The following is a 25,593-nucleotide window of genomic DNA, read 5'->3' on the forward strand; positions in this document are numbered from 1 at the left end:
TAGAAAGTTTCATCTTTTCAATTTTAAAGGAGTTTTAATTTTTATGAAGAACATCTTGCTTTTCATCAAAGAAAATTTGGCAGTAGGTTTACTATTATTTGCCTTATTTTTAGGTGCCGGAAATATTATCTTCCCCCCTTTATTAGGTCAACAAGCTGGTGAACATATTACGACAGCAATGATTGGTTTCTTAATAACAGGTGTCGGATTACCGCTATTAGCAATAGTTGCAATTGCGAAAGCGGGTGGCGATTTACAAATACTTGCTAATCGTGTCGGCCCTACCTTTGGTATTATTTTTACGTCAATCGTTTATTTAGCGATTGGACCATTTTTTGCAGTGCCGCGTACAGGCTCTGTATCTTATGAAATCGGAATTGTCCCATTTCTCCCAGAATCAGCAACAGATCATTGGGCACCACTTTTCATTACTTCTGTAATATTTTTTGCCTTTATACTATTCTTAGCTATTAACCCTTCAAAGCTTGTCGATCGCGTCGGGAAAATTTTAACGCCTGTTCTATTGGCCGTTATTTTACTACTAGCGATTAAAAGCTTTATTTCCCCAATGGGTGAACCAGGGGTAGCTATAGGAAAATACACTGAGTCACCGTTGACTGAAGGCTTTGTTCAAGGCTACTTAACAATGGATGTACTAAGTGCACTCGTTTTCGGGATCGTTATTTTGCAAGCATTGCGCGACATGGGTATGTCAAATACTAAAAAGCAAGTCAAAACGACAATTTTCGCGGGAATTGTTGCCGCTATTGGCTTATCATTTGTCTATATCTCACTTGGGCAAATTGGTAACACTAGTATTAATGCAATTGGTACTTTTGATAATGGTGGGAAAATTATTGCGAAATCAGCAGAAGTTCTTTTTGGCAAATTTGGAACTATCATATTATCTGCTACAATTTTACTAGCGTGTATATCTACTGCTGTAGGTTTATTGACTGCCAATGCTCAATATTTCCATAAACTATTTCCTAAAGTTTCGTATAAAACGTTTTTAGTAATTTTCACAATTTTCAGTACTGCTATAACAAACGTTGGTCTTTCTACAATTATTAGTGCATCATTACCTGTATTATTAATCATCTATCCGCTAGCGATGGTGTTGATGGTTCTGTCGCTTTTCGATTCCTTCTTTAAAGGTGGGAGAATTGTCTACATTTTAGCATTAATTCCTACATTCTTTGTTAGTTTGAATGATGGTTTAAAGGAAATGAAAATTACAATTGCACCATATGTGAACATTTTAAAAACTTTGCCATTATACGAGCAAAGTCTAGCATGGCTTGTACCTGCAATAATCGGTGCGCTTATCGGCTTGGTCATTCATAAGCTCACAAAAAAATAGAAGAGACTTATTTAATTTCTTCATCTGACTAGAATCTGATTGCTTTTTGCGAATAAGCTTCAAGCTTCTTTTAGACAACGACTGTCTAGGAATCTTGCCTAAACTTACTTTTTCGCAAATGGCTAGCAGATTCTTTTTTTTGTAGGTAAACCCCTCCTTTCCTATTCACGGTTATATGGAAATTCATGTATAATAAAGCTAATTAGAAAAGAGGTGTCCCATGAAAAAAATATTGTGGTCTTTTGTATTCGTTCTATGCTTTTTCATCATTCCATTGACAAATGCTTCTGCTGCAAGCAATGAACAACAGCTTGTAAAGGAAATCAAGGCAATTATTGAGGAAAACTATGTTGGAACCATCCACGGAAATTTGCAAAAAGCTAAAACAATTCCTGAAATCATTGATATGCTAGATCCTTACTCCACATATTTTACGAAAAATGAACTTGAAGATTATATGAATAGCATCGATCTATCAACAATTGGAATTGGTGTAATCATCGAAGAACATGAAGATGGCATTCATATTTTACAAGTGTTTGAGGATAGCGGTGCATCTAAAGCCGGTGTAGTTGCTGGAGACATTATTATCGCCATTAACGGACAATCCGTAGTAGGAAGCTCTACCCAAGAAGTCTCCTCCTTATTAATTGGTGACGACAATACTAAAATAGAAGTGACGCTCCGGCATGCAGATGGTAAAACATCAACTACAACCATTACACGGAAAAAATTCACATTACCGAATGTGGAATCTGCGTTACTGTTTGGGGATGTTGGCTATATTGCTATGTCATCCTTCTCAGAAGACGGTGCAAAGCTTGTCAAAGATGCGCTTATTCAATTAAAACAGCGTGGTGCAACCTCTTTTATACTTGATTTACAAAACAATGGTGGAGGCTATGTATCAACAGCTGAGGAGATTGCAGGGCTATTCCCGAAAGCAAAAATTGCCTACTTACTGGAAGAAGCACATGCCTCTTATAAAATACGTGCAGTCAATCAAAACGAAAAATTCCCAGCTGATACACGTATTCTAGTAAACCGTTATAGTGCTAGCGCCTCTGAAATGTTAGCAGCAACATTACAAGATCAGCAATCTGCTATTTTATACGGAGAAACTACGTATGGAAAAGGCTGTATGCAAGGATTTTTTGAACTGCAGGATGGTAGCTATTTAAAGCTTACAATTGGTAATTTTACAGGTCCATTAGGGAAAACGATTAATGAGGTTGGGGTAAAACCGAACGTCCAAACAAAGACTGCTCCTATTTACCAGGCACATTATGATGCAATTAAAGCACAATATACAAATTATAAAGAGCTTGAAAGCTTGAAAAATGTACCAACTTCTAAAACATTTACTGTGAAATTCTCACAAGCACTCGCTTCGCAAATTGCTGAAGGTAGTGTACAACTCGTTGCTTTAGGCGGTAACGAAGTACCCATTACTACAAAAGTTGATGGTCATTCATTACTTGTTACTCCATCAAAACCATTAAACAGTGGGCAAGAATATATGCTACTCGTTCATCCATCTATTCAAAAAGAAACAGGCAATAAGCTTCAAAAAGGCGTTTATCTTCATATTACAGTTAAGAAATGAAAAATTCCTCTCACCTTATATGGTGAGAGGAATTTTCATTCAATTTTTTTGTATTTACTTCTCTTAAAAAGTATAAATGAACTAAGTCGCTTGCTAACTCGCATGGCTGTTTTTTTTGTTCAAGTAAATTTGTTAATATTAAACGCTCTAAGGACCCTACAAAACTATCTACAACTATGTTTATGTCTGCACAATATGATTGTAATATATGGGCACAATCATAACGATGTATAAGGTGAGTAAATTGCTGTGTAAGTCGAGATTTAACTACAAGTGACTGCTTAGATTCAAATAATCCAATTTTTGTTAATTTAGGGTTATCAATTATGTAAACGAATAACATTTGTATTTTTTGCTTTAGCTCTGTAACAAAGCCTTCTAATCCCTCTTCACCTTCTACTGATTGTTTACTCATAATTTCATCAAACCCATGCTGAAATCGTTTATTCAGATTGGTGTAGAGAGCATCCTTACTTTCAAAATATAAATAAAAAGTTGGCTGTGTTACATTCGCGGCTTTTACAATGTCACTAATCTTTGTATCATGATACCCTTTTTCAGAAAATAACTCTAAAGCCTTTTCAAGCAATAATTGTTTACTTCGTTCACCATTTGAATTAACCTTCCTACCTCTTGCCATACTTCCCACCTTATCTAATTTGTAGTAGTCATAGTCCTTTAGGCATCACTGAAATAATGCCAATTTATCCATATGTTCATAAAAAATACCACTATTAATAAAACTAATTATAATACAGCTCCTATTTTTTCACTATAAAATATTATAAATATAACAAGTTTTTTGCAGATAGTGCTTATAATGTCCAATCGAGTTTTGACAAAAACAGGTGTGTTAATGACCTTTTTTCCACTCGATTTAAATAGAGGACACTGCTATCCACTAAAGGCTACTCGCTTTTCCACTGGGGCCTAATGGGAGCACCTTAGTAAAATTCCTTATCGAACAACAATAAGCATATCAACACACCTGAAAAATAAAAAAAGTGGGTATCCAGTGCTTTCTAAGATACCCACTTTTCCCCATTATTTTAAATATTTCCGTTTTAGTTTATCACTAAATTCTTTTACTTCTTTCACGCCAAATAATAAGTACGAGCCAACAACTACTGCACTAAAAATAACAAGGCCTACAATAAAAGTTATCCATATGTTGTCAAATACTAAAAACTTGCTTGAAAAATACAAAACAATCGTGATAATAATCATTGGCGGAACTGATCTGAAAAATTGCAGCTCTTTGCTAAAAATCCCCATTTTCAAGTCATATTTATAGGCTGCATAAATAATTAGCATAATAAAGTTTGTTACTGAACTCACTAATGTACCCCATGCAATTGCTTCTGCTCCACACTTATCAACAAGTAACATAATAACGGCAATGTTAATAACAAATACATTTATTAAGCTGAAGATAACAGGTGCCATTGAGTCACCCTTTGCATAATAAAAGCGCGTTATATACCCGTTTGCAGCTAAAAAATACATCGATAAACAGAAGATTGCCAGTACTGGTGTAGTAATTGCAGTTGAAATTGCATCAAAATTACCACGTTCATAAACAACCTGCACAAGATTCTCTGCATAAAAATATGAGTAGACTGTTACAGGATAAAGTAACAACAATAGATAATGTAGCCCTTTTGAGTATAAGCTTTTAATGGAAGTAAGGTCATTCTCTGCTTCTTTTTGACTCAAAATTGGAAAGATAACTGTCGTTACTGCTGTAATTAAAATTGCTTGCGGGAATTGCATAAGTCTTGAGGCATAGTTTACAGCAGCTACTGCCCCTTCAGATAACATTCCTGCAAAAACACGCTGTAATAATGCATAAATTTGAATGGTTGCCCCACCGAGCATAATCGGTAAAGTCATTATCCACAATTGCTTTGATGCAATATTTCGTTCAAATGAAAAACCAACCTTAAATGAATCCAACTTACGATATCCAATAATCAGGAAATATACCATTATTGCTGCACTGACTAATGCACTAATACCATATCCAATTGGACCGATAAAATAGGCTAAACCTACAGCAATCACTAAAAAGATTGCATTATAAATTAAAATTGCAAAGCTAGACAAATGGAATTTTTGATTTGCGTTTAGCAATCCACTATACCATGAGGACAATACGAGTAAAATTGACGAAGGCATCATCCAATAATATAGATTTTTAGCTAAATCTAACTCACTTTGACTAAACGTCTTTTTATTTTTACTTTGGTTAAACATCTCCATAATAGGGTTAGTAAACGCTAACATTAGAATTGTCATTATTGAAACCGTTAACAAGACAATTGTGAAGGACTGTTTAACAAATAGCGCACGATCCGTTGTTTCCCGATTATAAATTGAGATAACAGCAGTAGTAAATGCACCACCTACGACTAGATATAAAAAGTTTGGAATTGTGTAAGCTGTGAAAATACTATCAGCAATATGGGTACTTCCATAGTAGTATCCGATAATCATTTCACGTAAAAATCCGAATACACGGGCCACGACATTAATAATCGCAACTGCCCCAACTATTTTTATAAATTTATTCATAGGCCATCCCTACCTTCAATGGCCGACTTATAAATATCTATACAACGAGCTGTTATATTTTTTTCATCGTGAATGTTTAATACTTCGTTGATCGCTTCACGATTCATATATTGTTCTTTTGGCGTGTTCACGGCACGCAGCATCTCCTCAGATAAAACCATCGCATTTTCGGGCTCCACTAAATGCCCTGCGCCCTCTCCAAGCAAAGATACAAGTCCGCCTACATTTGAAGCAATAACAGGTGTATCTGTCGCTAATGCCTCTAATGCCACTAATCCAAAACCTTCTAAATGGGATGGTAATACAAAGACATCACTTGCTTGGAACCACTTTACTAGTTCTTGTTGTTTTAGTGGATCTATAAATTTGACGTCTTCACTGATTAATGGTTGCAATGATTGGAAAAATGCCTGGTCTCTTCTAGAACCTACAATATTTAACTCTAAAGGCCGAGATACTTTTGTTTTTAACATTTGGAAAGCCTGTAACAGCTCTTCAACGCCCTTTTGTTTTATAACATTTCCTACAAATAAAAATCTGAATGGCTCAGTAGCTAATTGCAGTTCTTTGCACACTGCCACTTGATTTCCTTTTGTGAAAACCTCACGATTAACACCCATGCTAACGACAGAGATTTTACCTTTTTCAATCCCAAAATCTTGTTCAATTTGTTGAGCTAAGACAGGACCTACTGCGATAATATGTTCACTTTCACGTAAAATACTCTCTGTCCAATTGCGAATTCTTGCGTTCTTCTTCGCCATGCGCTCAATATCACCACCATGAGCAGTAACGATAAATGGTATACCAAACATTTTCTTTAATAGGAGCGACAGCATACCAGATGGAAACACATAATGTGCATGTGTGACATCAATAGACTTTCTGTTTTTTAAGCCTTTCATCAATGTCGATAAACCCCATTTTGTATATTTCATAATGGTGTTCTTCTTACCGGTTGCCGGATTAGTATTTACAGATATATCTACGTCTAGTCCTGCTTTTTCAAGAGCAGTGACTTGGTTTTTCACAAAAATACCGAATGATAAATGATCAGATGTTGGATACATATTACTAATGACGAGTATTTTTTTCATAGACGTGTCACTGCCTTTTTCATTAATTCCTGACCACGCATGGCCTCTTTATGAATATGGGTAGCAATTTGTTTCGTCTCCGCAATCGACTGGTCCCAATTACTACTTAGTTTGCCAACTAATGTGGCTAGAGCCTTCACATCATCCTCTATATCCTGCATTTGTAAGCAACGATCTGATACGCCTACAAAGGACATAAAATCTTGTACTTTTGTATGATAGGATATCGCAATAATCGGAGTTTCTGAATTTGTTGCTAAAATAAGCGAGTGCAGACGTGTACCGATAATAATATCCTGTTCCTCAGTTACATCAAGTAATCGCTCCGGCACCAAATTTTCATCAATAATTTTTGTGTGTGCACGTTGTTGCATTTTTTTCTGAATATCCTTCGTCACAGTGACGTCCTGCGGGTATTTTGTGGCAAAGAATGTAATTTCGACATTATGCTCAGAGATTACATGATCTAAATTTTTCGCCATACCTGTAACATACGCATCATATTTTTCAACATTTCCTTCTGGCCAATAGTTTGCATTATAGTACGGAACCGCTGATACACCTATTTTAATTGGTTTTTCGGCGTAATGTTGACGATCACCTTTTAATGTAAATGCAGGATCACCAATAATATCTATTGGCTTTTTCACCCCAATACTTTGCAAAAGCTTTTTAGACTGGGGATCACGTACAGAGATATTTGCTGCATAACGACACATTGCGCGAATACTAATTTTCCCAGAAATCGTATCAAGTGGTCCAGCGCCACATCCGTAAATAATGTAGGGAACATTACTTTGCTTTGCCATCATTGCATACGCTCCATACAGGTGAGCCTCACGTTTATAAAAATCCATTAAAATACCACCACCACCAATGATGAGGAGGTCAAATGTTGATACATATTGTTTATTATTTTTATAGGTATGGATAAACGTTTTAAATAAATTACTCTTCCTGTAATACAATGGATAGCTATGTACCCCATAACGTTCGGATGTTTGTTGTGTGTTATTACTAAAAACGGTAATGTCATCATTAGTTACCGAAAATGTTTGTTTTACTTGTTGAAGAATGCCGTATAATATTGATTCATCACCATTATTATCATTGCCGTAATTCCCCACAATGCCTATTTTCATTAAAAAACATCCTTTTACTTTTTAATACTGAGATTATACCACAATTGCACATTTACGTTCTTTTAAAAATAGTAAATATAAGATGAGCTTCAAAAGTTGCTACTAATCTTGTGATATGTTCGCTCATCAACATAACGTAAGGTTGATTTCCGTTGCGGCTAGGCGCTTCCTTAGAGCGTCCGTTGAGCCGTTAATCAACTTATACGGTTTCAATAAATATCAATTAAATATTTAATTGCAAGGTCCCAATCAATAACCTTTTTATTTAAAAGAGAAAAATAGCAAACTAGGTAACACGACTAGTTTGCTATTTTTTAAATGCTAAGCCATTCTTTAAGGACGACAATTATTGATTAATTGCTCTATAAAGGAATAATCCGAAATGAGCGCGACTAATCGCTTCATCTGGCTTAAAGGTGTTATCACCATAACCAGTTGTAATTTTGTTTGCAGCTAACTGTTGAACATATGTGTATGCCCAATAATCCTTCGATACATCTTTAAAGTTAGTGCTGCTTGTTCCTTTTAGATTATAAGCTAAAGCTACAACCTTCGCCATTTGTGCACGAGTTAAAGTAGCATCAGGATCAAAGACATTATTGCCCTTACCGCTCATAATGCCAGACTCAACTACAGCTGCGATTTGTTTATAATATATGTGATTCGCAGGAATATCCTTAAAGCCTGGATTTTTGACGTTTGATGTTTTTAAATCCAGTGCGCGACTAATAATAACTGCTGCATGTGCACGTGTAAGTTTGTCATTTGGTCTAAATGTGCCATCTGGATGACCTGTAATAATATTATTTTTTGTTAAATACTCAATTTCTTTATAGTACACATAGTTACTTGGAATATCTTTAAACAACTCAGCTTGTGCTACAGTTACAGCAGCCTCTACACGTTTTGTTCCTAAAGTCGCTACTACTTTACCAGTAGCACCTGGGTTTTTAGCTGTAAACTTACCATCACTAGTGATCGTACCGATATTACCTTCTACAGACCATTTCACCTGTGATGCATTGTAAACTAGCGGTTTGCCACCGTCATCCTTTGCATCCATAGTAAATTTAACAGTTTCGCCTGCTCCTACTGTTTTTGACTTTGGTGCAATGTCCATTGTTGCTGGAGCATCTACTACTTTCACTTGGAATGATTCAACAGGTGTGCCATCGTGGTTGATGATAATGCGATCATTGGCAGCTGTCGTTGAAGTATAGTTCAAGCCGTTAACTTTTAAAGTATTATTCTCAGATGTTAGCGATACATGACCGTCTAATGGTAGCGCATTATAGTTTTCATCTAAAATATATTGTACTGCTATACTAGACGAAGCACCTGCTAAAAGAGTTGCATAGCTTGTACTATTCGTATATTTAATATATTTTCCTTTGCCAGTTGGTGCCGTACTTACGGCTTGTAATGTTGCGGACACAAGACGTTGCGCATTGCCTGCATTTAATGGTAGGTTCGCTAATACGACATTATTATTACCGTAATTTCGAATACCCATCGTTGTTGAGCCGCCACCATCTAAGTTAATTGCTCGATCAACACCAAGCGACACTAAATAGTTCGCAAGTTGAACCATATTCATCCCTGCGCTATGTTTCTGTTTTCCATCAACCGTAATAAAGTGAACTGTTTTTCCATTATTACTTGTCGCCACAATAGTACGTGCTGTAACCTCTGTTGCACGCTTACTAGATGTGCTCATCATAATGTAAGGTTTATTATCTTTTACTAAATACGGACCACTTGCCATGATAAATTTTGCATCCTGCCATTGCTTATCAATAGCGAAGTTAACACTCAACTCATCTCCAACTGCAATTTGGTTTAGCTTACTGTGCCAATCCCCACCTTGTAATGATACGACAAAGCCAGTTGAAGGGATGGATATTTTTTCTTTTGATCCATAAGGTGTAATTTGTGTAACTTTACCTGTCAATGTTTGACCAAATTTATTTTCAGTAATCGGAGCTCCTGTATCTACTACGATTTCAAAACCATATTCATTTGTATTTGTTGTTTTACTATAAAATTGTGGTGTGTAAACAATCCCTTCATATATATTACGTGCACGATTCATCCCTGTCATTTTATAGTCTTTACCTTTGTGAGAAAGGGTTACATTAAAATCAAAATAGTCAATGACACCACTGCCATCTGGAGAAACACCAAAAGCTGTAGGGACATTCATATATTCATCGGAGCCGTTTGAAACAGCACCACCGTTTAAAATAACATTATCTTTACTTAGTAAAAATAATGGGAAACCTGCTGACATATCGAAGAAACTTGCATTAATAGCACCAACTACACGATTCCCCTCGCGTGAATTACGATTAGCATTTGCTACTGTCGATTCTCTGCCATTGACATTCGCGGGCATACCTAATTGTACTTCCGTCGTTTCGTCTACATTAATAGCAAGATGATTAATAGAATTTGTTTTGGTACTGCTGTATGTATATTGTTTATACTGCACACCATGTGACAATTTATATTCCTTTTTGACCGTTTGGGCAGCATAGGCATTTAACGGACTAACAACCATTGACAATAATACAACTAGAACTAGTAAATTTTTCGCTATTTTTTTCATTTTTTTGCGCTCCTGAATAAAATGGAGCCTTCAACTCTCCCTTCACATGTTTTACTTCTACAACACTATCAAAAATATGACAAAATATCCATGGAACATTTATGCTATTTTCCAGTTTTATATGAATTGTCATGAAAACTATTTATATAGTCTCATTTTATGATTTTTCTAACATTTGACCCTTATCGTTACTCTATAACTTTGGTAAAATGATGTAGAAGTCTAGGAGGGTATAATATGAAAAAACTATCAATCATCGCTTTGCTCATGACAGTAATCGGCATGCTTTTTTGGCAACCTCAACTGGCATCTGCTGATGAACTAACAGGGCATTCACATGAACCGGGTCTTCGTTATTTAATTTCCAAAAATGCATTAATAAAAGATGCAAAAGGAAGTTATCGTCCAGATGCCAATGTGACACGCGGAGAGTTTGCTTCTTATTTAACTAAAGCCATGAATCTTGAAGCGACTAGCGACATAGTCTTTAAAGATGTCCCAGATACATATGTACATGCAAAGGATATTAAGCTTGCTGCTTCAGCTGGCATTATTACAGGTTACGGAGATGGTTCATTTAAGCCTAATGCCGCTGTTTCAAGACAGCATATGGCGGTTATGCTTGAGAGAGCTATCGATTATTTAAACATTCCTAAAGGTACTTCTACTATTACCTTTAAGGACAATGCAGCTATAATAAAAGACTACCGTCAAGCAGTAGCTATAGGTGCAAAACTAGAAATCATTAAAGGCGATAATGGTTACTTTATGCCTAAAAAAAATGCAACAATTGGACAAGCATCTTCGTTTATTGTCCGTCTAATGCAACTTGCTGGTGATCCAAACGATGGCAATTCAAACAGTGGTAATACTAACGGTGGCAACACTAGCGGCGGTAATACTAATGGTGGTAATTCAAACGGTGGCAACACTAACGGTGGTAACACTAACGGCGGTAATACTAACGATGGCAATACTAACGGCGGCAATACTAACGGTGGTAATTCAAACGGTGGCGATACAAATACCGGATCTTCTAAATATGCTGTTAAGGAAATTTCAAACGGCACATTAGTTGGTAATCAAGGTTTCTCTACCTTCGAAGCTGCTGAAAAAGCTGTGACAAAAAACACTCAGGTTATTGTCCAAAGTGATAAAATTGTGAAAATGCCTTCAGGCTATGTTGTTACAAATAATTATGTAGCACTAAAATCTGAAACAATTAATGACTCGCTTGGGGTTGCGGCTAATACAGAAATGGAATACCTCAGCAGTGATGCAACACAAGTAAAAGTTCGATTAGCTGGTCAAGTCGGCTACTTAAAACACGCTGATGTTACATTAATCCCATTTTCAATGAGCAAAGGTCGTTCTTACTATGAAAATGTGAATGGTGAAATTAAGCACACACTTTACGATTACAACACAAATAAGTATTCTTCTAGCTATGTTTTCGGAAAAGCGCCATCATTTATGAAGCAAGGCGAAAAATACTATAGCTGGGACGGTATTTATTTCACAAACGGCAACGGCTCCTCTAAAGGTGAGGCCTATAACTATTATCAATTTTTACCTGCCCGTGCCCAAACACAATATACGGCACAAGAACTAGATGCTTATATAATGAATAAGCTAGCAGAGGTTGAGAGTACAGGAGTTAGCAGTTATAAAGATGCTACAAAGAAAAGTAAGTTAATAGGTTTAGGGAAAACATTGAAAGATGTGGAAGAAAAATCTCAAATTAACGCAATGCTTGTTTTGGCACTTGCTCAGCATGAGAGTGCTTATGGCATGAGTAATCAGGCACAAGACTTAAACAACTTATTTGGTTTGTACGTGACTGATACGAACCCAAAAAACAAAAAGTTTGATAGTGTAGTTGACAATATCAATGAGCTTGTTGAAAAATTCCTACAGCCAAACTACATTACTCCAGGGGGTTCACCTGGTAGAAACTTTGCGAATGGTGCAGTAGTAGGTTCAAAAGCTCTTGGCTTTAACGTGAAATACGCTTCTGATCCATACTGGGGCGCAAAAATTGCAGGACACTATTACCGTGCTGAAAAAGCATTAGGCTTTAAGGATGCCAAAAATCCATACACAATCGGTATAACAACAACAACCGGCTTAAACGTTCGTACAGGCGCAGCTACTAGCTTTAGCCCACTATTCACATATGCACGAAGTGGCATGCCTGTGATCATCACAAGCTCTGCGACAAACGGCTGGTATGAGGTCCTTTCTGATAAACTGTATACAGGAAAAGCTTTCGTTAGCAAAGACTATGTACAAGTGATCAATTCAGTAAAATAAAAAAAGAAGTCGTCCTATAACGTAGGGCGACTTTTTATGTTGTTGAAAAGCTATTATGGCAATGTTAAGGTGTCGCATTAAATATAATATGGTTTTTCGGCAAAACAAATGTCATCCAACTTCTGAATTTTATCGACATCCACCTGCCTTAGGAACACCCTAATGAAAAAGAGATGCCTCAAATAACATTTGAGACATCTCTATTATTGTTAATATGAAAGCTTTTTCTTATCTGTTTTAATAATCGCTGACGCAATTATGACAAAGCCAAGCATTAAAATAAAGATTAAATCAAGTAAGCCTGTATGCATAGACACTGTAAATACGGTAATGACAAATGCATAAGCTACCGAATGGAAGCTACGAATACCGCCTTGCTTTACTTTATTATAAATTAATGAGATTAATACACCATATAAGAAGAAGCCTATCGCTACAAGCAGATAACCACCGTCTAAGAATAATTGACCAATAAATGTTGGTGTTGTTGTTCTGTTAGGACGTGTAATATATTTACCTTCAGATTCAGCTAGAGAGTTTACAACTTCTGTTACTCTCATACGTGGTGAAACTTGTTCACCTGGTAAAATTGTACTAAAGATACCACCATGGATTTCCCCATTTAGGTAACCTTCCTCCTGCGTATATTCGATAATTTTACTTAAAACAATATGGCCTGTTACACTCTCACCATTTATTGAACGAATCCATTTTGGTGTTAAGTTAACTTGCTGCTCTACTGATAACAGCTTTTCCTTTTCTGTTTCAGTCAATTCTACATCTGGTTGTTCGCGGCTATTAAATTCTTTCGTTGTATCCTCTGATACAACACGAAGGAAGCCAAACATTGAGAAGGCTACCCCGATCACAAACAGAGCTGTAAGGAACCATGTTAATTTCACTCGTTTTACAACATAATGGAAAATGATAATACCAGTAAATAACATAATAATTAATGGTGTACGGTAACCCATTAATAGGAATAAGAACATTACTGCAGCATAAATGGAGCCGTAGATTAATGTTTTTTTCCATGTTATATTTTTTTCTAAAATCATTTTATATGATAATAATAGTAAAATGCCATACCATAATAATTGAGCAAAGAAGTTTAATTTTGGATCAAGGTTACGTCGATTAGATTCATCAGAAATTCCTAATCCACCACCTTTAATCATCATTAATACATATGCAACTAAACCAAGTAAAGTTAAAAATACGATAAAATGAACAACATATTTCCCTAAGAAGGATAAACCAAATGATGGGATTGTCCATTGTAACTTATCAATAATATACACACCAATGTAATAGCATATTACTGCTAAAAATACTGCTGGCCAAATTGATACTCGTAAATTAAATAATTCAAATCGGTGAAAATCAAATAGACTTGTAAAGAAATAGAGCATTAATATAAAAGGTAAAAAGAAATACGGCGAAAACGTATCAATTTTGTTGACCTTTGCAAAAGTTTGTTTCAGTTTATTCATAAATGTCATACATCTCAGAAGATGTGATTGCCCTCCTCTATCGCGAATCAAAATTGTTTATTCTTTTATTTACTAAGCAAAACAAGAGTTATTATATCATAAATACAGGTAGACTTATAGAAAGGAATGAATTGATTTTACATAAAATTATGCAATATTTTTCTTTTTTCCCTAAATTACGTGATCATCACCAAAACGTGTAGTTGATTTCCGTTCCAACTGGGCGCTTTCCTGGGGGCGTCCGATGAGCCGCTTTTGGTGTTGCTGTCGCTACGCTTTCGCACAGTCAAAACATTTGCTGCCGCTACGTTAACACTGCGCTTTCGCACAGAAAACATCCGCTGCGCTGCAGGGTCTCATCTTTGACGCTGATCCCCGAGGAGTCGCCCAGCCTCCACTCTAATCAACTATTTACATAGTAGACGTTTTAACAAAAGTCATCTACAACTTTTGGTGATGAACGAAATTACGAGTTTATACCCAAAATTAACTGCATAAATTTCCTCAACTGTTGTCCCTCTTTGCTCTGACAACACAATTTTAGCCTCAAATCGACAATCTATTTCAAATCGCCATACGATAATAACCAACTTTTAATGTTTTATCCATTATTTAGTTGTATGATAACTAAGTAATGCAAATTTCATGGCTTAAGCACAATTCAAAATTAGCACGCAATCGCGTAATTGAAGAAAAGTACAAAAATAAGGATGTGGATTTTATGAAGAAATTATTCGTTTCACTACTCTTAGCATGCTCTTTTATGCTCGTAGTTTTTTTAGCACCAACACAAGCTAAAGCAGCACAGAAAATCGGTGTCGTTTTCTCTGAAAGTAGTGAAAAATATGCCAATACAACACACCCTGGTGGAACATTTAATGGCAAACGTGTTTCTGAAAAGGTTGACTATAGCTCCACATATAATAAGGAACTAAAAGCTTTTCTTCTCTATCAGCAACAAGGCTTCCATGTAGAGAAAATTTATGAGAAAGACTTAAATAATTTAGAAAGTTTAAGTCAATATGATGCAATCGTTTTTGCCTATACAGTCATGATGAATCATCAGCAACGCGAAAATGTCAAAATGTACGTCCGAAATGGCGGTGGTGCAATTTTTGCCTTCCAAACAGCCCGTAATGAATCTACAAAATTCCCTAAACTCGGTCAAATGGATCTCTCTCCATTGATCTACGATGTCGATTCTTGGGTAATGGAGTGGGATAATTTAACTGAAGTCTTTAATTCCCGTTTTATTGACGATATTGTGTTAGGAAATTCTACAATAAGCAATATAAATACTGTTCATCCAATTATTCAAAATACAACAAAAGAGCTTGGCAAAAGCAAGCTTAATCTAACAAAAACAGATCGTGATTGGGTAGAAGTCATGAAGCCTTGGCAAGGTGGATCTGCAACACCTATTTTATATTTCTCAGATTACAATTACACAGACAAACCTAAAACAATGAAAAAAAATGAATTTGGCGCAGCCCATGCGATTGAATACGGAAAAGGCAGAGTTGTTCAAATTGGATTCAAAATCTATGATTATATAAATATTAATGATCAAACGGATTGGCAGGATAACGAAAATGGTGCTGCTTATATAACAACTAATGGTGACAAGGATGCACAAGTATTTATGAAGCATGCTTTAAATTGGGTAGCCGAAAAACATAATGGCTATGTGCCCCGCCGTTATAACCTTTCGCTTTACTCTGACGGGGTGCAAAGTTATGTAGCACCGTCTGGTAAATTTGTTTTCTACTCCACTGTAACGGTTAAAAACAATGGTAATGTGCCTGCACGCGGTACATTGAAAGTAGAAATTTTAGACGCAAACGATAAAGTTGTTGGTATTGGACATGAACGTTATATTCCAGGACTTGCTGCTGATTCCACAACAGTCAATGCCGATCAAAAAGATATTAGTACCCATGTGGAAAAATATCAGATTACTATGCCTGGTAATTTAGCTACCGGAACATATACGATACGTACATCCTTTATAGGGGGGCGCGATGATCGCAAAAATGCTGATGAAAAATTTGCAACGATTGCAGAAATTAAAACGCTCACGCGCGCAAAAGGTTCCAACAAAGCGACAATTGCTTCCGCTCCATTTTTCCCAGATGTATCTTCATCGAATGGTGCCTATTTTGATATTAAAAACTTATATGCATTAGGCATTGTGAAAGGAACTAATGGGAAATTTAATCCACAGGGGACATTAACTCGCCTACAAGCAACAGAAATGATTTTGCGAGCATTAGGGGTTCCAGCATCAAGCTCAGCTACCTTAAATGCAAGTGACATCAAAGCAGGTGATTATGGCTATGCTGTTTTAGCAACAGGCTTACGCTACGGCATTATTGCAGTAGAAAATGGCAAAATCAATGCCCACCAACCAATGACCCGCGCTGTCATGGCACGAGCACTTGTCAACGGCTTCAAGCTACAAGGTTACACAAATAATACTTTCTTAGATGTGCCGACATCTCATGCTTATTATAAAGATGTCCAAGCCTTATATTCACTTGGCATCACTACAGGCTATGCCGACAAGACATTTAAACCAAATGGTACAGTAACACGTCAAAACTTTGCTCAATTCGTAAATAGAACACTTCATGCAAATTCAAAATAGCTACTAAGGGATAGGTATCACCGGTTGAAGTTCGTTGCGCCGCTAAAACTTTGAGTTTCGCCGCCAACCACACAAAGAACGCCGCTAAACCATAGAATTGCACCGCCAACCAAGCAAAGAACGCCGCTAAACCATAAAGTTTCGCTGCTAACAAGCTTTTTCGCGATTCTATCAGCGATGTTCGTGGTTTTATCAACGATGTTCGCGATTCTATCAGCGATGTTCGCGGTTCTTTCAGCGATGTTTGCGGTTCTATCAGCGATGTTCGCGGTTCTTTCAGCGATGTTTGCGGTTCTTTCAGCGATGTTCGCGGTTCTTTCAGCGATGTTTGCGGTTCTATCAGCGATGTTTGCGGTTCTATCAGCGATGTTCGCGGTTCTAAAACTGTGTGTTCCGCCGCTAAAAGTGTTCATTTCGCCGCAAAACTGTGTGTTCCGCCGCTAAAATACCAAACCCATTAAACAAAAAGAGCTACAGCGTTTACTTTTGATCGCTGTAGCTCTTTGTTTATTGTTTTGAGTAATATTCTAAAATCCCTTTGTAGATGGATTCCGCAAATAACTCAAGATATTTATCATCTGTCAACTTAGCACGGTCTTCACTATTTGTTAGGAAGCCTAGCTCGACTAGAATGGATGGAATAATCGTATTAGCAACTACGGTGTAATTCTTTTGTCTGACCTTACGATTTTCCATATTTACGTTTTTAACAATTTGGTTGTTTACAAATGTCGCAAGTTCAATATCTTCTTGATACATATCACCCGGTGTTTTAGCGTAATACGTTTCGGTACCTTTTGCTTTAGTACTATCTGCAGAGTTAACATGGATACTAACGAAGATTTCGCCGTAATTATCATGTGCAAAGTCAATATGTTTTTGTGGCGGAGAGAACGTATCTCCAGTACGAGGCATCAATACCTTTGCCCCTGCAGCCTCCAGTTTTCCCTTGACAAGAGTACTAACCTTTAATGTAATGTCTTTTTCTGTAATAGAACCATAAGAAGTTCCCGGGTCACTACCACCATGACCTGGATCAATAATGATAATTCGATCTTTTACCGGATTACCATTTTGATTTAATAGCTTTATATAAGATTTATGGACATACCCTGTTTGACCTTGATAAGTAACTTGTGCCCAATAACCGTTAATACTGTTCACTTGAACATAATCGCCCTTTTTCAGCTTACTTACTACCGCAGATGTAGCATTAGCTTCTTGGCGAATATTTAAATTATCAACTGTCACCCGACCTAATAGATCCCCAGAAACTATAGGTGGTGTTGGATCTGGAGTAGAAGGCTTTTCCACCTCAACGTCCGCTGTACTATTAGCCACGATATAACCAGGTACACCGTTCACTACAGTTAGATGGTAACCACTTACCGTCTTATAAACAGGTAAATTCATTTTACTATTCACAGTTGAAATTACCTTTGATGAAGAGGTTGGTTTTGCGTAAAGATTAATATTTTGTGTTGTCGCTACTTGCTTTTGGATATTCCCTAATGCGTTACCATCTGCATCTAGAAACTGTGTATATGTTTTATAAATATAAGCAAAGGTATCTTTATAGGAAACTTTTAACCAATCTCCTTCAACTGCATAGACTGATAGTTGACCACCTTTGTTTACTGTACCTACTATATTAGTAGTAGATGAAGAATCCTTGGATTTACGAATATTTAATCCGTCAGTTGTTGCAGAAACTAAGCCAATGACCTGTGATGAATCAGGTACAGCTACACCTTTAACAGGGATATCTAAGCGATATTTTTCTTCTTTCGCACGCGCTACAAATAACGCAAACTGTTTACGTGTCACTTGTTCATTTGGATTATAATTTTGATTACTTCCCTTGGTAATACCATTATAGTAAATCGTATTCACATATGAAACGTATGGATGGTTAATGCCTACGTCTACAAAAGGAGAATCGATATTTTCATGCTCACTTATATCGAGCTTAAACGCGTTTGTTAACACATAACTCATTTCATCACGAGTTAAAGGTTTGTTTGGCAAAAATTGTCCCTTTGTATTTGTTTTAAAGAGACCAGACTGTATAGCGCGTTCTACATAGCCTGAAAGCTCCGTGCCGGCCGTTACATCCGTGAAGCTTGATTTATTAACAACTAGTGGCTTTTTGCCTGATGCCACAACAACCATCTTGGCAACTTGTCCACGCGTTACGGTGTTGTTAGGTTTATAATACGTTTTGCCCTTTTCTGTATACCCTTTAATAACACCTAAATTTACTAAATAATTGATTTCTTCATATGCGTCATCCTTGTTCGTAACATCTACAAATCCGCCACTTGCTTGTGCACTATGTATTGTAAACATTGAAGTAGAAACGAAAAGGACGCATAATATAAGACTAATTTTCTTGAGATACAATGTCTTATTTCCTCCCTTCTTGTTCTACCACTAATATTAACAAAATTTCCTAGGTAAAACTATTACACATATGTAATTATTATACCAAAATTTAAAATAATAGAATTCAATTCTACAATAATCATACTATTTAAAGCGCAAAGTATTAAATCAAACAAAAAGAGCTACATCGCCTACTATTGAATGATGTAGCTCTTCATTATTATTGTTTTGAGTAATATTCTAAAATTCCTTTGTAGATAGATTCAGCGAATAACTCAACATATTGATCATCCGTCATTTTAGCTCGGTCTTCGCTATTTGTTAGAAAGCCTAGCTCAACTAAGATAGCTGGAATAATCGTGTTGCGAATAACATAATATTGTTCTTTTTTAACACCACGATTTTTCATATTTAAGTTATTAACAATTTGATTATTTACAAAAGTCGCTAAATCAATATCTTCATTAAACATATCACCTGTTGACACTGCATAATATGTTTCGGTACCTAGTGCAGCAGTATTTGCTGCTGAGTTTACATGGATACTTACGAAGATTTCACCGTAATTAGCATTTGTAAAGTCAACGCGGTCTTGTAATGACGGATACGTATCCCCTGTACGAGTGATAGATACCTTCGCGCCTGCAGCTTCTAGCTTTTGCTTCACAAGTGTGCCGACCTTTAATGTAATAGCTTTTTCGGAATTAGAACCTACAACAGTTCCAGGGTCCTTGCCGCCATGACCTGGATCAAGAATGATAATTCGACCTTTCAACGGATTACCACTTTGATTTAGTAGCTTTATATAAGATTTATGGACATACCCTTTTTGACCTTGATAAGTCACTTGTGCCCAATAACCGTTAATACTGTTCACTTGAACATATTCGCCTTTTTTTAGCATACTTACTACCGCAGAAGTAGAGTTAGCTTCTTTACGAATATTTAAATTGTCAATTGTCACTCTACCTAATAGATCCCCAGAAATTGTTGGTGGAGTAGGATCTGGTTTCGGTTCTGGTTTCGGCTCTGGTTTTGGAGCCGGAGTTGGATCTGGGGTAGAAGGTTTTTCTACTTCAACGTCCGTTGTACTATTAGCCACGATATAGCCTGGTACACCATTCACTACAGTTAGATGGTAACCACTTACTGTCTTATATACAGGTAAATTCACTTTACTATTCACAGTTGAAATAACCTTTGATGAAGAGGTTGGTTTTACGTAAAGATTTATATTTTGTGTTGTCGCAACTTGCTTTTGGACATTCCCTAATGCGTTACCATCTGCATCTAAAAACTGTGCATACGTTTTATAAATATAAGCAAAGGTATCTTTATAGGAAACTTTTAACCAATCTCCCTCAACTGCATATACTGATAGTTTTCCACCTTTATTGACAGTTCCTACAATATTAGCAGTAGATGAAGAATCTTTTGATTTACGAATATTTAATCCGTCTGTTGTTGAAGAAACTAAGCCAATAACCTGTGATGAATCAGGTGTAGCTACACCTTTAACAGGGATATCTAAACGGTATTTTTCTTCTTTCGCACGCGCTACAAATAACGCAAACTGTTTACGTGTCACTTGTTCATTTGGATTATACTTTTGATTACTTCCCTTGGTAATACCATTATAGTAAATCGTATTCACATATGAAACGTACGGATGATTAATGCCTACGTCTACAAAAGGAGAATCGGTTTTTTCATATTCGCTTGTATCGAGCTTAAACGCTTTTGTTAATACATAACTCATTTCATCACGAGTTAAAGGTTTGTTTGGTAAGAATTGTCCCTTGATATTTGTTTTAAAGAAGCCTAGCTGTACAGCACGTTCCACATAGCCTGAAAGCTCTGTGCCGACTGCTACATCTGAGAAGTTTGATTTATTGACAACTAGAGGCTTGTTACCTGAAGCAACAACAACCATCTTGGCAACTTGTCCACGCGTTACGGTGTTGTTAGGTTTATAATACGTTTTGCCCTTTTCTGTATACCCTTTAATAACACCTAAATTTACTAAATAATTGATTTCTTCATATGCGTCATCCTTGTTCGTAACATCTACAAAACCGCCACTTGCTTGTGCACTATTTATTGTAAACATTGAAGCAGAAACGAAAAGGACGCATAATATAAGACAAATTTTCTTGAGATACAATGTCTTATTTCCTCCCTTCTTGTTCTACCATTAATATTAACAAAATCTCACAGGTAAAACTATCATATAGATGAAAGTGTTACAACTTAAATTCTAAATAATAGAATTTAAGTCTACCAATGCTCATAGTATTTAAAGCACCAAACAAAAAGAGCTACATCGTTCATACTGAACAATGTAGCCCGTTTTATTATTTTTTCGCGTAGTATTGTGAAATCCCTTTGTAGATAGAATCAGCAAATAACTCAGCATATTTATCATTCGTCATTTTACCGCGGTCTTCGCTATTTGTTAGGAAGCCTAGCTCAACTAAGATAGCTGGAATAATCGTGTTGCGAATAACATAGTATTGCTGTTCTTTGACACCACGATTTTTCATATTTAAGTTATTAACAATTTGATTATTTACAAATGTCGCAAGATCAATGTCTTCTTGATACATATCACCTGTTGAAATTGCATAATATGTTTCAGTACCTAGTGCAGCAGTATTTGCTGCTGAGTTAACATGGATACTTACGAAGATTTCACCGTAATTAGCATTTGTAAAGTCAACGCGGTCTTGTAATGAAGGATACGTATCCCCTGTACGAGTCATATATACCTTCGCACCCGCAGCCTCTAGCTTTTGCTTCACAAGTGTGCCGACTTTTAATGTGATAGCTTTTTCGGAATAAGAACCTACAACAGCTCCAGGGTCCTTACCACCATGACCGGGATCAAGAATGATAATTCGATTTTTCAATGGATTACCACTTTGATTTAGTAGCTTTAAGTATGATTTATGGACATACCCTTTTTGACCTTGATAAGTAACTTGTGCCCAATAACCGTTAATACTGTTTACTTGAATATATTCGCCCTTTTTCAGCTTACCTAATACCGTAGAAGTAGAGTTAGCTTCTTTGCGAATATTTAAACTGTCAACCGTCGCTCGACCTAATACATCACCAGAAACTGTAGGTGGAGTTGGATCTGGAGTAGAAGGTTGTTCTACTTCAACATCCTCTGTACTATTAGCCACGACATAACCTGGTATACCGTTTACTACAGTTAGATGGTAGCCACTTACTGTCTTATAAACTGGTAATTTCGTTTTGCTATTAACTGTTGTTATAACTTTTGAAGAAGAAGTTGGTTTTACGTAAACATTTAAATTTTGTGTTGCAGTAACTTGCTTTTGGACATTCCCTAATGCGTTACCGTCAGCATCTAAAAACTGTGCATACGTTTTATGAATATAAGCAAATGCACCTTTATAAGTAACCTTTAACCAGTCCCCTTCAACTGCATAGACTGATAGTTTACCACCTTTGTTTACTGTACCTACTATATTAGCAGTAGATGAAGAATCTTTTGATTTACGAATATTTAATGCGTCAGTTGTTACAGAAACTAAGCCAATGACCTGTTTTGTATCAGGTACACCTACACCTTTAACTGGTAGCTCTAAACGATACTTTTCACTTTTTGCACGCGCTATAAATAATGCAAACTGCGCACGTGTCACTTTGTTATTTGGATAATAATTTTGACCTGTTCCCTTTGTAATACCGTTATAGTATATCGTATTCACAAATGTAACATATGGATGAGTAATACCTACATCTACAAAAGGAGAATCGATATTTTGATATTCACTTGTATCAAGTTTAAAGGCTTTTGTTAATACATAACTCATTTCATCACGAGTTAAAGGCTTATCCGGTAAGAATTGCCCCTGAGTATTTGTTTTAAATAGTCCAAGCTGTATAGCGCGTTCTACATAGCCCGAAAGCTCTGTGCCTACTGTTACATCAGAGAAGCTTGATTTATTGACAACTAGTGGTTTGTTACCTGAAGCAATTACAGCCATCTTGGCAACTTGTCCACGCGTTACGTTATTATAAGGTTTATAATACGTTTTGCCGTTTTCCGTATATCCTTTAATAACACCTAAACTAACTAAATAATTAATCTCTTCATAAGCTTCTTGATCTTTAGGAACATCTACAAACCCACCACTTGCTTGGGCACTATGTATTGTAAACATAGAAGCTGATATGAATAAGACGCATAATATAAGACTGACTTTCTTGAGGTTCAATGTCTTATTTCCTCCCTTCCTGTTCTCGTGTTCATTTTAGCAAAATTGCACCGACAAAACTATCATACGAACATCACTATTCAACTGTTTTATAGGCATCACTCCTATTTTTGTAAATTTCATAAAAAGAAGAGAGTCTGCAAGTGCAAACTCTCCTCAATTTATACATTATATAAAAGAACTTCCTTGCAATGTATTACTTTAAACGTAGCCCTTGTCTAAGTAATACGGAATTTGATTATTATTGTTATTTTTGTGCGCGTTCAATAAATGTTTGAAGTTGAGAAATTTTTAACATCTCATCGTAACCGAAGTTACCATTTCCGTTACCTTCTGTAATACCATTTGAAGAAAGAATTGAAATAAATTCATTTGCCCAATGATTTGCAGGAGCATCAGCAAATGTTACAACATTGCCTTGTTGCTTTAATCCGAAGGCCTGTACTAATACTTTCGAGATTTGAGCACGTGTTATCGGTGAAGATGGATTAAATTTGCCACTACCATCACCAGCAAAGATACCTAACTTCGATACAGCAGCAATTGCACCAGCATGTTCATTTGTTGGCTTTACGTCTGTAAAATTCGTATTTTTATCGGATGTATCCAAGTTAAGTGCTTTAGCAATTTGCACTGCCACTTCAGCACGAGAAGCATAAACTGTAAAGTCAATCGCAGCTTCCTTTACTTCTTCTTTAACAGCTTCTGCTTGTTCACTATCAAATGTTGCTACACGTTTAGCACCAATGTAACGAGAACCCCAATAATAAGGATCATCTACATTTGAGTAACTAACACCTTTACCTGTTTGTGAATGGATCATTTTCCCGTCACCAATGTAAATAGCTACATGCGAAACACCTTTACCACTAGTATTGAAGAATAGTAAATCTCCAACTTGAAGATCCTTCTTTGCTACCACGGTACCTTGTTGATATTGCGAGCCTGAAGTACGGTTTAATTCAATACCTAAATCTGCAAAGACTTTAGTTGTATATCCTGAGCAATCGAGCCCTTTAGTAGTTGTACCTCCATAAAGATATGGAACACCTAAATATTTTGACGCTGTATCAGTTACATCAGATGTTGTGGCTGCTTCAGCTTTATCTATTTGAGTTGTTGTAAATAACATGAAAGATGCAAAAATCGGTAATAACCATTTCTTTTTCATATATTCGGTATACCCCTCTCAGAACTTTTTTTGCCTATAAATAGACTATCATAAAAGATGCTATATTAACTTTTCAATTGTGTAACGGTTTTTAAAGCACAAAAAAACACTGATATACCAACGTTTCGTGGTTTATCAGCGCTAAAATATGGGTTTTAAATAATGGATAATCGGGATTTTTGTAACATTCCTGTAATATTCGCTACGCTTTGTCACAATAGATTACAGATTTTAGTTAAATTTCAATTTTTAGGGATCATCACCAAAACGTGTGGTTGATTTCCGTTCCGACTGGGCGCTTTGTTGCTGCCGCTTCGCTTTCGCTACAGAAAACATTTGTTGCTGCCGCTACGTTAACACTACGCTTTCGCACAGAAAACATCCGCTGCGCTGCAGGGTCTCGGGCCAACACGATGTTGGTCACGAAGGCGTTATCACAGGATGTGATGCTTTTAGCCTTCGTTCCTCTATTGCTGATCCCCGAGGAGTCGCCCAGTCTCCACTCCAATCAACTATTTACATAGTAGATGTTTTAACAAAAGTCATCCACAACTTTTGGTGATGAACCATTTTTAGTTGTTAAATATGCGCATTTCCGATTCAATTTTCCGTTTTATGATGTAGGGCCCGTGCGGTATTTAATTACCTTTCACGGGTAATTCTTTTGCTTTGCGCGGGGATTTGCCTATGCTTTGCGACGATTCGCCTTTGCTCCGCAAGTATTGGCTTATGTTGGAATTGGCCGCTAAAAGTGTGAGTTGCGCCGCTAAAACCCGAAATTCCGCCGCTAACCAAGCAAGGAACGCCACTAAAACTTGAAATTCCGCCGCTAATTGGCCTATGCCCCACGAGTATTTGCCTATGCTCCACAGGGATTCGCCTTTGCTCCGCAAGTATCTGCCATTCTTTGCTCCGAGGGTATTCTCATGCTTCACGCGAGTCCC

General features: G+C 36.6%; 16 protein-coding genes. 4 read left to right on the plus strand and 12 right to left on the minus strand.

The genetic code is table 11. The annotated features are described in order from the left end of the window. Positions 1–43: 43 nt before the first annotated feature. Positions 44–1,363 (plus strand): branched-chain amino acid transport system II carrier protein, encoded by a 1,320-nt coding sequence (gene brnQ / locus C7Y47_RS12830; protein ID WP_142509142.1) that lies wholly within the window; start codon positions 44–46, stop codon positions 1,361–1,363. A gap of 220 nt (positions 1,364–1,583) precedes the next feature. Beyond that, positions 1,584–2,969: a S41 family peptidase gene (locus C7Y47_RS12835; RefSeq protein ID WP_142509143.1), complete on the plus strand. Its 1,386-nt coding sequence runs from the start codon at positions 1,584–1,586 to the stop codon at positions 2,967–2,969. 10 nt (positions 2,970–2,979) lie between these two features. Here C7Y47_RS12835 and C7Y47_RS12840 read toward each other — a convergent pair whose 3' ends face one another. The 5 genes from C7Y47_RS12840 to C7Y47_RS12860 form a co-directional block, all read right to left on the minus strand. Then, a complete protein-coding gene (locus tag C7Y47_RS12840; protein WP_142509144.1) occupies positions 2,980–3,609 on the minus strand; it encodes a TetR/AcrR family transcriptional regulator in 630 nt (209 codons plus the stop codon). A 404-nt stretch (positions 3,610–4,013) separates the two neighbouring features. Beyond that, positions 4,014–5,543 carry a murein biosynthesis integral membrane protein MurJ gene (gene murJ, locus C7Y47_RS12845; protein ID WP_142509145.1) on the minus strand — a complete coding sequence of 510 codons (1,530 nt, stop codon included), beginning with the start codon at positions 5,541–5,543 and terminating at the stop codon, positions 4,014–4,016. After that, positions 5,540–6,640, minus strand: coding sequence for a glycosyltransferase (locus C7Y47_RS12850; protein ID WP_142509146.1), 1,101 nt, complete (start codon positions 6,638–6,640; stop codon positions 5,540–5,542). The genes murJ and C7Y47_RS12850 overlap by 4 nt, the downstream gene beginning before the upstream one ends. Beyond that, positions 6,637–7,782, minus strand: coding sequence for a polysaccharide pyruvyl transferase family protein (locus C7Y47_RS12855; RefSeq protein WP_142509147.1), 1,146 nt, complete (start codon positions 7,780–7,782; stop codon positions 6,637–6,639). Before C7Y47_RS12855 ends, C7Y47_RS12850 begins: the two co-directional genes overlap by 4 nt. A gap of 346 nt (positions 7,783–8,128) precedes the next feature. Continuing rightward, the gene (locus C7Y47_RS12860) at positions 8,129–10,390 is read right to left on the minus strand and encodes an S-layer homology domain-containing protein (protein ID WP_142509148.1); all 2,262 of its coding nucleotides are present in this window, start codon (positions 10,388–10,390) and stop codon (positions 8,129–8,131) included. A 237-nt stretch (positions 10,391–10,627) separates the two neighbouring features. On the opposite strand from C7Y47_RS12860, the gene C7Y47_RS12865 reads away from it, so the two are divergent. Continuing rightward, positions 10,628–12,703, plus strand: a complete 2,076-nt coding sequence (locus C7Y47_RS12865; protein ID WP_142509149.1) for an S-layer homology domain-containing protein — start codon at positions 10,628–10,630, stop codon at positions 12,701–12,703. A gap of 209 nt (positions 12,704–12,912) precedes the next feature. Here the strand turns inward: C7Y47_RS12865 and C7Y47_RS12870 are convergent, their stop codons facing one another. Beyond that, a complete protein-coding gene (locus C7Y47_RS12870; RefSeq protein WP_142509150.1) occupies positions 12,913–14,196 on the minus strand; it encodes an oligosaccharide repeat unit polymerase in 1,284 nt (427 codons plus the stop codon). Between the two features lie 721 nt (positions 14,197–14,917). On the opposite strand from C7Y47_RS12870, the gene C7Y47_RS12875 reads away from it, so the two are divergent. Beyond that, a complete protein-coding gene (locus C7Y47_RS12875) occupies positions 14,918–16,843 on the plus strand; it encodes an S-layer homology domain-containing protein (RefSeq protein ID WP_185903481.1) in 1,926 nt (641 codons plus the stop codon). A 17-nt stretch (positions 16,844–16,860) separates the two neighbouring features. Here C7Y47_RS12875 and C7Y47_RS12880 read toward each other — a convergent pair whose 3' ends face one another. From C7Y47_RS12880 to C7Y47_RS12905, 6 genes are all read right to left on the minus strand, one after another. Further along, on the minus strand, positions 16,861–17,256 hold the full coding sequence (locus C7Y47_RS12880) for a hypothetical protein (RefSeq protein ID WP_142509152.1): 396 nt from the start codon (positions 17,254–17,256) through the stop codon (positions 16,861–16,863). Between the two features lie 94 nt (positions 17,257–17,350). Beyond that, entirely contained in the window at positions 17,351–19,246 is a 1,896-nt protein-coding gene (locus C7Y47_RS12885; protein ID WP_142509153.1) for an N-acetylmuramoyl-L-alanine amidase, read from the minus strand. 202 nt (positions 19,247–19,448) lie between these two features. Continuing rightward, a complete protein-coding gene (locus C7Y47_RS12890; RefSeq protein ID WP_142509154.1) occupies positions 19,449–21,392 on the minus strand; it encodes an N-acetylmuramoyl-L-alanine amidase in 1,944 nt (647 codons plus the stop codon). Positions 21,393–21,582: 190 nt separating this feature from the next. Continuing rightward, complete coding sequence (locus C7Y47_RS12895; RefSeq protein WP_255505161.1) at positions 21,583–23,478, minus strand: N-acetylmuramoyl-L-alanine amidase; 1,896 nt, start codon at positions 23,476–23,478, stop codon at positions 21,583–21,585. Positions 23,479–23,725: 247 nt separating this feature from the next. Beyond that, positions 23,726–24,649, minus strand: coding sequence for a C40 family peptidase (locus C7Y47_RS12900; protein ID WP_142509155.1), 924 nt, complete (start codon positions 24,647–24,649; stop codon positions 23,726–23,728). Between the two features lie 638 nt (positions 24,650–25,287). Then, positions 25,288–25,584: a hypothetical protein gene (locus C7Y47_RS12905; protein ID WP_142509156.1), complete on the minus strand. Its 297-nt coding sequence runs from the start codon at positions 25,582–25,584 to the stop codon at positions 25,288–25,290. Positions 25,585–25,593: the final 9 nt, after the last annotated feature.

Origin of the sequence: Lysinibacillus sphaericus (assembly GCF_006864135.1) — a bacterium.
In the GTDB taxonomy this organism is placed as follows: Bacteria; Bacillota; Bacilli; order Bacillales_A; family Planococcaceae; genus Lysinibacillus.

Bases quoted from the DNA above. Each gene is read 5' to 3' on its own strand.
- brnQ (WP_142509142.1), top strand. From the start codon at position 44: ATGAAGAACATCTTGCTTTTCATCAAAGAAAATTTGGCAGTAGGTTTA.
- C7Y47_RS12835 (WP_142509143.1), top strand. From the start codon at position 1,584: ATGAAAAAAATATTGTGGTCTTTTGTATTCGTTCTATGCTTTTTCATC.
- C7Y47_RS12840 (WP_142509144.1), bottom strand. From the start codon at position 3,609: ATGGCAAGAGGTAGGAAGGTTAATTCAAATGGTGAACGAAGTAAACAA.
- murJ (WP_142509145.1), bottom strand. From the start codon at position 5,543: ATGAATAAATTTATAAAAATAGTTGGGGCAGTTGCGATTATTAATGTC.
- C7Y47_RS12850 (WP_142509146.1), bottom strand. From the start codon at position 6,640: ATGAAAAAAATACTCGTCATTAGTAATATGTATCCAACATCTGATCAT.
- C7Y47_RS12855 (WP_142509147.1), bottom strand. From the start codon at position 7,782: ATGAAAATAGGCATTGTGGGGAATTACGGCAATGATAATAATGGTGAT.
- C7Y47_RS12860 (WP_142509148.1), bottom strand. From the start codon at position 10,390: ATGAAAAAAATAGCGAAAAATTTACTAGTTCTAGTTGTATTATTGTCA.
- C7Y47_RS12865 (WP_142509149.1), top strand. From the start codon at position 10,628: ATGAAAAAACTATCAATCATCGCTTTGCTCATGACAGTAATCGGCATG.
- C7Y47_RS12870 (WP_142509150.1), bottom strand. From the start codon at position 14,196: ATGAATAAACTGAAACAAACTTTTGCAAAGGTCAACAAAATTGATACG.
- C7Y47_RS12875 (WP_185903481.1), top strand. From the start codon at position 14,918: ATGAAGAAATTATTCGTTTCACTACTCTTAGCATGCTCTTTTATGCTC.
- C7Y47_RS12880 (WP_142509152.1), bottom strand. From the start codon at position 17,256: ATGAACACTTTTAGCGGCGGAACACACAGTTTTAGAACCGCGAACATC.
- C7Y47_RS12900 (WP_142509155.1), bottom strand. From the start codon at position 24,649: ATGAAAAAGAAATGGTTATTACCGATTTTTGCATCTTTCATGTTATTT.